We start from the raw sequence: 7,722 nt of genomic DNA on the forward strand, positions 1-7,722 counted from the left end.
GCCTTTGAGGCACCGGTGGATCACCGGCCCTCCGCCGTGCCCGATGGATCACTGACAACGGCGGCCGTCGTTGATGCAGTCCACCATCTCGTCCATCAGGTCCTCGTCGAAGACGTTGATGAAGTCACCGTGGTCGGTGATCGGCTTGTGCAGCTGCTCGGGGAACGAGTCCACCGCGAAGACCGACGCGTTGTCGCCGTCGAAGACCGGCGGCGGCACGTCGTAGACGATCCGCTGCACCAGTTGAGGAATCGGCTGGAACCCGTCCTGGCAGTTGCCGTCCTCGTCGGCGAAGGCCACATGGGTGCGGTGGTTCGCGCTGTCGGTGTTCTGACCGTCCCAGCAGCTCTGGAACTTGAAGCTGCGCACCACCTGGCTGCCCTCGGGGCAGATGGGGTACTTGTCCTTCAGTTGACGGTCCTCGAATCCGGTGCAGCTCCACGAGGCATTGGCATTCGCGTCGCCGTTGGTGAACGACTTGGCGTCACCGGTGATGATCCGGAGGAATTTCGGCATCGCGGTGACCTTGCTCCGCGGATTGCCCTCGAACGTCAGCGTGACCTCCGACGGTGTCTGGATCTCACCGACGTTCTGGTCGTTGCCGCCGCCGTCCTCGCCGGCGTCGAACTCGTTCTGGCCGTTCTGCAGACGCAGCACGGGCCAGTAATAGGTCGACTTGTCGCCCTGGTTGTTGCAGGTGGTGTCTCCGTTGGCGAAATCGTCGTCGCTGGCGAAAGCGTCATTGGCCTGGTTGCCCACATAGTCGTGCATGTGGTGCGCGCCGTTGCTGACACCGGGGGCGGCGATCACGTTGTCGGAATTGAACTTGCCGTTCTCGTTCACACCGCAGTCGGTGGTGAAAGTGCCCCGGGAGGCACCGCGGCGCTGCTGCGGCTCCTGGACGTTCGGCTCGACGGACTGGATGTCGACGAAGTCGCCCTCCTCCGGGCCGTTGCCGGCCTGGCCGCCGTTGTCGCCGCCGTTCCCGTCGTTGTCCCCGTTGTCGCCGTCGTTGTTGTCGCCGTCACCGTTGTCCTGGTCGCCGCCGTCCTGGCCGCCGTCCTGGTTCTGGTCCTGGCCGCCGTCGCCGTCCTGGCCGTCGTTCTGGCCGTCCTGTCCGTCGTTCTGCCCGTCGTTCTGGTCACCGTCGTTGTTGTCGTCGCCGCGGAGGGTGCACGGAGCGGTCGACTCCAGGCCCTCGGGGCGTTCGGCGGAGCGGTCGATCAGGGCGACGATGCGCTGGATGATCACCAGTCGCTCGTTCTTCAGCGGCGTCAGAATCTCGTTCTGCGCGAAGGTGCGGTCGCTCTGGACCCGCTCCTTGTTGTCGGCGAACCGCTGGTAGTAGTTGGTGATCTGGGTGTCCAGCGTGGCGAGTTCCCGGTCGACCGCGAACCGCTGGTCGTCGGGGACCTCCTCGATGGAATTCACGACCTCCGGACAGTCGATCGTGGAGACCGCCTGCCCGGCGCTCTGCGTTCTGGGCCCGGTCCGGTCATCGCCCCAGCCCTCGTGGGCGGAAGCGTAGAAATTGGCCGCGACGAGCCCGCCCCCACCCAGAATGAGGGCAGCCGTGGCGGCGATCGCCCGGTTTGCCAGCGTTGAGCGTTTTCTCGATGTGCGTCCCATGGAACTCCAATCCCGGGGGAGGGAAGTAGCGTCGTTCCATACGGAGACCACCGACGGGGTGTTCAGTCCTGTGTGGAAATCGTAGAAGCCTCCAGCGCCAAATCGTTTGGACGTAGCCGAAAAGGGGCATTGCCAGGTCTGCGCCCCCGAGCCGGCCTCACTTCTCAACTTCCGGTCGTACGCCCGTGATCCAGATACGCCAGTACCGCCAGGACCCGGCGGTTGTCGTCGTCCGACACCGGCAGTCCCAGCTTGGCGAAGATGTTCGACGTGTGCTTGGCCACCGCCCGTTCGGTCACCACCAGCTGCGACGCGATCGCCGCGTTCGAACGGCCCTGCGCCACCAGCTCCATGACCTCCCGCTCGCGCGGCGTCAGACCCTCCATCGGCCGGTCCCGCGAACGCCGTGACAGCAACTGCGAGATGACCTGCGGATCCATCGCCGTACCGCCCGCCGCCACCCGGCGCACCGCGTCGACGAACTGCTCGGCGTCGAACACCCGGTCCTTCAGCAGATACCCCACCCCGCCGTTGCCGTCCGCCAGCAACTCCCGTGCGTACAACTGCTCCACATGCTGCGAGAGCACCAGCACCGGCAGCCCCGGCCTCGCCCGCCGCGCCGCCAGCGCGCACTGGAGCCCCTCGTCCGTGTGCGACGGCGGGAGCCGGACGTCGACGACCGCGACATCCGGCTTCAACTCCGCAAGCGCCTTGGCAAGTTCGGGGCCGGTCTCCACCGCGGCCAGGATCTCGAAGTCGAACGCCTCGAGCATCCGGACCAGGCCGTCCCGCAGCAGGAACAGGTCTTCCGCTAGAACAACTCGCAAGGGATCTCCATGGTGACCATGGTGGGACCGCCCGCGGGGCTGCTGACGGCCAGGACTCCGTCGAATGTACCCAGCCGCCGCTCGACACCGCTCAGACCCGAGCCCGCCCCGACCACCGCACCACCCTTGCCGTTGTCCGTCACCGAGATCCGCAGCGCCCCGTCCGTGTACGTGATGTCCACCCAGACGCGGTCCGCCCCCGCGTGCTTGACCGTGTTGGTGAGAGCCTCGCTCACCGCGAAGTACGCCGCGGACTCGACGGGCGCGTCCGGGCGGCCGGACAGCTCCACCGCCACCTCGGCAGGCACCGGCAGCCGCAGCGCCAGGGCCCTCACCGCGTCCCCCAGCCCCCGCTCAGCCAGCACCGGCGGATGGATGCCTCGCACCAGGTCACGCAGCTCGGTCAACGCCTCCGCGGACGACTCCCGCGCCTTGGAGATCAACTCCTTCGCCTGCGCCGGATCCTTCTCGATCAGCGCCTCGATCGTGCCGAGGTTCATCCCCATCGCGACCAGGCGCGCCTGCGCGCCGTCGTGCAGATCACGCTCGATCCGGCGCAGCTCGGCCGCCGACGTGTCGAGCGCGTCATGACGGGTCTCGGTCAGCCGGTCGATGCGCTGCTCCAGCTCCTCCTCGCGGCCGGGCGTCAGCACGGCCCCCGCGAGCCTGAAGTGCGCCCGTACGAGACGGGGGTTGACGTGCAGCGCCACGATCATCCACACCAGGCCGAGCAGCGCCGCCAGCCTGGCCGAGTCGCCGCTGTCGACCGGCAGGAACGTGTACCAGTACGTGCCGCCGGCCTCCACGATCGGCTTCCACAGCCCCGCCGCGAGCAGCAGCCCGAACACGCCCTCCAGGACCAGCGCCGGCGCGAGGATCGCGACGACCGCGCCGCCCGTCATGTCGGCGAGCAGCCACCGTATGTCCCGCCACGTCGCCGGGTCCTTCAGCATCAGCGAACACCGCTCGACCTGACCGGAGACGCCCTTCCGCACGTTCTTCGGGAAGGGCCGGTAATGGACCGGGATACGCACCCTGGACCACTGCGCCGCGAGCAGCCGACGGCGGTTCACATGGGACCTCAGCAGAATCAGGACCGGAGGCGTGGTGAACACGCCCAGCCCGATCGGGATCAGCGCGATCGACACCGCCGTGAAAGCGAAGAGGACGACGGACCCGATCAACGCCGTCAGCGCGAGCACCATCCCTTGCACACCGGCGGCGAGCGCGCCGCGTGCCTTCTTGATCGCCATGAATCCCCCTGCTTGGGCGTGTGTTCGTCGGTCCGTCCCCTGTCGATCACCAGTGTGGCGGCCACGGATGCGCCGGCGCACGGGTGGAGGACACCGGGTCGGGGGTGTACCTGACGACACCATGCGGCCCGGCGTGGCCGTGGCCCGGTCCGGTGGCGTTGCGCCCCTGGCGGGGCGTGGCCGTGGTCCGGTTGGGGTGCGTGTCGCCCTTGCGGGCGTGGCCCGGTCTGGTTGCCTTGCGCCCGTGCGGGGTGTGGCCCCGGGTGCGTTGCGCCCCTGCGGGGCGGGGCTGCGCCGGTGGGGGGTGCCGGGTGTCGGGGCCTCCGGAGGGGGGTGCCCGGAATGGCTATCCTCACCGCGCTGCGCGCGAGTTGCGACGCTTTACTTCCGGACACCCCCCTCCTACGACCCCGCCCCCCTCCCGCCCGTGCCGCCCCTTCCGGCCGGTGGTCGTCGGGTCCCGTGCGTGCGCAGTCCAGGCCCGGGGGCGGTGGGCGTCCGAGTCTCTGGTGCCAGACGCGCGGGTCGGGCGTCTGGCGGTGCGAAGCTGTCGTCCTGGGGTGTGGGGGCGTCAGCCCCCACCGAACCTTCCTCCTTGCCGGACGAGGCAAGGGGCGTCAGCCCCCGTGGGGCCCGGGGCTTGCCCCGGTTTCGGGGAAGGGGCGGGGTGGGGAAACGCCCCGCGCAGCGGCACGGGCCGGGTACACGACTGGGCCGGGCAAGGGGGCGCCAGCACCGACCAATCCTCGCCGGAGGCGGCAAGGGGCGGCAGCCCCTTGGGGCCCGGGGCTTGCCCCGGTTTCGGGAAGGGGCGGGGCTGGGGAAACGTTCCGCGCAGCGGTATCGGGGCGGATCGCCCAGGGGGAGGGCGGGGCGTTCGGCCCACACAGTCCCTCCGTCGGCGGGGAGGGGGCGCGGGCGTCGGCCCCCACGGGCCCGGTTCGGGAAAAGGCGGGGGAGGGGGAAGCGTCGCGCGGGCGCCCGCAGAGGGCCCGGTAGCCTTGCCGCCCGTGAGCACCCTGATCTGGATCGTCGTGGCCCTCGTCGCCATCGGCATGTACCTCAGCTGGACCGCCGGGCGGCTCGACCGGCTGCACGCGCGGATCGACGCCGCCCGTGCCGCGCTCGACGCCCAACTCCTGCGGCGGGCCTCCGTCGCGCAGGAGCTCGCGACCTCCGGCGTGCTCGATCCCGCCGCGTCGATCGTGCTCTACGAGGCCGCCCACGAGGCCCGTCAGGCCGAGGAGGAGCACCGTGAGGTCGCCGAGAGCGAGTTGAGTGCCGCGCTGCGGGCCGTGTTCGGCGCGCAGGAGCAAGTGGAGGCGGTGCGTCAGGTGCCGGGCGGTGAGGAGGCCGCCGGCGAGCTCGCGCAGGCGGTGCGCCGGGTGCCGATGGCGCGGCGTTTCCACAACGACTCCGTGCGTGCGGCGCGCGCGCTGCGACGGCACCGGACGGTCCGCTGGTTCCGGCTGGCGGGCCACGCCCCGTTCCCGCTGGCCTTCGAAATGGATGACGAACCGCCCGCAGCGCTGGCGGACCGGCCCACCTGACCGGCGAAAACGATCCACCGCCTTTCCATTGGCCCTTGCAGTGGCCTGGTCGGTGGATGTTCCATCGGTGACGCATCGCAACGTCGTCATCGAGTGAGGTCCCCGTGTCCACCAGCCCCCTCCCGCAGACCGCTGACTCTTCGGCGATCGGCACCTCTCGCGTCAAGCGCGGCATGGCCGAGCAGCTCAAGGGCGGCGTGATCATGGACGTGGTCAACGCCGAGCAGGCGAAGATCGCCGAGGACGCCGGCGCCGTCGCCGTCATGGCCCTGGAGCGTGTGCCCGCCGACATCCGCAAGGACGGCGGCGTGGCCCGGATGTCCGACCCGAACATGATCGAGGAGATCATCGACGCGGTCTCCATCCCTGTGATGGCCAAGTCCCGTATCGGCCACTTCGTCGAGGCCCAGGTCCTCCAGTCGCTCGGCGTCGACTACATCGACGAGTCCGAGGTGCTGACCCCGGCCGACGAGGTCAACCACAGCGACAAGTGGGCGTTCACCACGCCGTTCGTGTGCGGCGCCACCAACCTCGGTGAGGCCCTGCGCCGCATCGCGGAGGGCGCGGCCATGATCCGCTCCAAGGGCGAGGCCGGCACCGGCAACGTCGTCGAGGCCGTCCGCCACCTGCGCCAGATCAAGAACGAGATCGCCAAGCTGCGCGGCTTCGACAACAACGAGCTGTACGCCGCCGCCAAGGAGCTCCGCGCCCCGTACGAGCTGGTCAAGGAGGTCTCCGAGCTGGGCAAGCTGCCGGTCGTGCTGTTCTCCGCCGGCGGTGTGGCCACCCCCGCGGACGCCGCGCTGATGCGCCAGCTCGGCGCCGAGGGCGTCTTCGTCGGCTCGGGCATCTTCAAGTCGGGCGACCCGGCCAAGCGCGCCGCGGCCATCGTGAAGGCCACCACCTTCTACGACGACCCGAAGATCATCGCCGACGCGTCCCGCAACCTGGGCGAGGCCATGGTCGGCATCAACTGCGACACCCTGCCCGAGGCCGAGCGCTACGCCAACCGGGGCTGGTGATGACCACTCCCGTGATCGGTGTCCTGGCGCTCCAGGGCGACGTACGGGAGCACCTGATCGCCCTGGCCGCGGCCGACGCCGTGGCCAGGCCGGTCCGGCGCCCCGAGGAACTGGCGGAGATCGACGCCCTGGTGATCCCGGGCGGCGAGTCCACCACCATCTCCAAGCTGGCTGTGCTGTTCGGTCTGATGGAGCCGCTGCGCGAGCGGCTGCGTGCGGGCATGCCCGTGTACGGCACCTGCGCCGGTCTGATCATGCTCGCGGACAAGATCCTCGACCCGCGCTCGGGTCAGGAGACGTTCGGCGGCATCGACATGATCGTCCGCCGTAACGCCTTCGGGCGGCAGAACGAGTCCTTCGAGGCGGCTGTCGCGATCAAGGGTGTGGAGGGCGACCCGGTCGAGGGCGTCTTCATCCGCGCCCCGTGGGTCGAGTCGGTCGGCGCGGAGGTCGAAGTGCTGGCGGAGCACGACGGGCACATCGTCGCCGTACGCCAGGGCAACGCGCTGGCGACGTCCTTCCACCCCGAACTGACGGGCGACCACCGGGTGCACGCGCTTTTCGTGGACATGGTGCGCGATAGGGCCTGACGGGATCCCGGTAGGATCTCTGGGGTTCGTTCAGTAAAGGGTTACGCGAAGGAGACAGGCAGATGTCCGGCCACTCTAAATGGGCTACGACGAAGCACAAGAAGGCCGTGATCGATGCCAAGCGCGGCAAGCTCTTCGCGAAGCTGATCAAGAACATCGAGGTGGCGGCCCGTACCGGCGGCGCCGACATCGACGGCAACCCGACGCTCTTCGACGCCATCCAGAAGGCCAAGAAGAGCTCCGTGCCCAACAAGAACATCGACTCCGCGGTCAAGCGCGGCGGCGGTCTCGAGGCCGGCGGCGTCGACTACGAGACGATCATGTACGAGGGTTACGGCCCGAACGGTGTCGCGGTGCTCATCGAGTGCCTCACCGACAACCGCAACCGTGCCGCTTCCGACGTCCGTGTCGCCATGACCCGCAACGGTGGTTCCATGGCCGACCCCGGTTCGGTGTCATACCTCTTCAACCGCAAGGGCGTCGTGATCGTCCCCAAGGGCGAGCTGACCGAGGACGACGTCCTCGGAGCGGTTCTCGACGCCGGCGCGGAAGAGGTCAACGACCTCGGTGAGTCGTTCGAGGTGCTCAGCGAGGCCACCGACCTGGTCGCGGTCCGCACCGCCCTCCAGGAGAACGGCATCGACTACGACTCGGCCGAGGCCAACTTCGTCCCGACCATGCAGGTCGAGCTGGACGAAGAAGGCGCGCGCAAGATCTTCAAGCTCATCGACGCGCTCGAGGACAGCGACGACGTGCAGAACGTCTTCGCCAACTTCGACGTCTCCGACGAGGTCATGGAGAAGGTCGACGCCTGACGCACAGTCATACGGCACCCACGGACGGGCCGACGG

7 protein-coding genes are annotated in these 7,722 nt (G+C 69.3%); 4 read left to right on the forward strand and 3 right to left on the reverse strand.

Annotation, left to right across the window (positions count from 1 at the left end; all coding sequences use genetic code 11):
- Positions 1-48 precede the first annotated feature (48 nt).
- From ACWGH4_RS26565 to ACWGH4_RS26575, 3 genes are all read right to left on the reverse strand, one after another.
- Positions 49-1,629: a DUF1996 domain-containing protein gene (locus ACWGH4_RS26565; RefSeq protein WP_453465397.1), complete on the reverse strand. Its 1,581-nt coding sequence runs from the start codon at positions 1,627-1,629 to the stop codon at positions 49-51.
- A 164-nt stretch (positions 1,630-1,793) separates the two neighbouring features.
- Complete coding sequence (locus tag ACWGH4_RS26570; RefSeq protein ID WP_453465399.1) at positions 1,794-2,456, reverse strand: LuxR C-terminal-related transcriptional regulator; 663 nt, start codon at positions 2,454-2,456, stop codon at positions 1,794-1,796.
- Positions 2,441-3,709 carry a sensor histidine kinase gene (locus ACWGH4_RS26575; protein WP_453465401.1) on the reverse strand — a complete coding sequence of 423 codons (1,269 nt, stop codon included), beginning with the start codon at positions 3,707-3,709 and terminating at the stop codon, positions 2,441-2,443. The genes ACWGH4_RS26570 and ACWGH4_RS26575 overlap by 16 nt, the downstream gene beginning before the upstream one ends.
- Before the next feature lie 1,055 nt (positions 3,710-4,764).
- Between ACWGH4_RS26575 and ACWGH4_RS26580 the strand changes: the two genes are divergently transcribed.
- From ACWGH4_RS26580 to ACWGH4_RS26595, 4 genes are all read left to right on the forward strand, one after another.
- Positions 4,765-5,259: a hypothetical protein gene (locus ACWGH4_RS26580; protein WP_441265416.1), complete on the forward strand. Its 495-nt coding sequence runs from the start codon at positions 4,765-4,767 to the stop codon at positions 5,257-5,259.
- A 104-nt stretch (positions 5,260-5,363) separates the two neighbouring features.
- Positions 5,364-6,281 carry a pyridoxal 5'-phosphate synthase lyase subunit PdxS gene (gene pdxS / locus ACWGH4_RS26585; RefSeq protein ID WP_189473589.1) on the forward strand — a complete coding sequence of 306 codons (918 nt, stop codon included), beginning with the start codon at positions 5,364-5,366 and terminating at the stop codon, positions 6,279-6,281.
- A complete protein-coding gene (gene pdxT / locus ACWGH4_RS26590) occupies positions 6,281-6,871 on the forward strand; it encodes a pyridoxal 5'-phosphate synthase glutaminase subunit PdxT (RefSeq protein WP_453465404.1) in 591 nt (196 codons plus the stop codon). The genes pdxS and pdxT overlap by 1 nt, the downstream gene beginning before the upstream one ends.
- 62 nt (positions 6,872-6,933) lie before the next feature.
- On the forward strand, positions 6,934-7,686 hold the full coding sequence (locus tag ACWGH4_RS26595) for a YebC/PmpR family DNA-binding transcriptional regulator (protein ID WP_005319764.1): 753 nt from the start codon (positions 6,934-6,936) through the stop codon (positions 7,684-7,686).
- Positions 7,687-7,722: the final 36 nt, after the last annotated feature.

It is taken from the genome of Streptomyces sp. NPDC054847 (assembly GCF_053610925.1).

Excerpts from the sequence above, each read along its gene's own strand:
- ACWGH4_RS26565 (WP_453465397.1), bottom strand. The coding sequence starts at position 1,629 with ATGGGACGCACATCGAGAAAACGCTCAACGCTGGCAAACCGGGCGATC.
- ACWGH4_RS26575 (WP_453465401.1), bottom strand. The coding sequence starts at position 3,709 with ATGGCGATCAAGAAGGCACGCGGCGCGCTCGCCGCCGGTGTGCAAGGG.
- ACWGH4_RS26580 (WP_441265416.1), top strand. The coding sequence starts at position 4,765 with ATGTACCTCAGCTGGACCGCCGGGCGGCTCGACCGGCTGCACGCGCGG.
- pdxT (WP_453465404.1), top strand. The coding sequence starts at position 6,281 with ATGACCACTCCCGTGATCGGTGTCCTGGCGCTCCAGGGCGACGTACGG.
- ACWGH4_RS26595 (WP_005319764.1), top strand. The coding sequence starts at position 6,934 with ATGTCCGGCCACTCTAAATGGGCTACGACGAAGCACAAGAAGGCCGTG.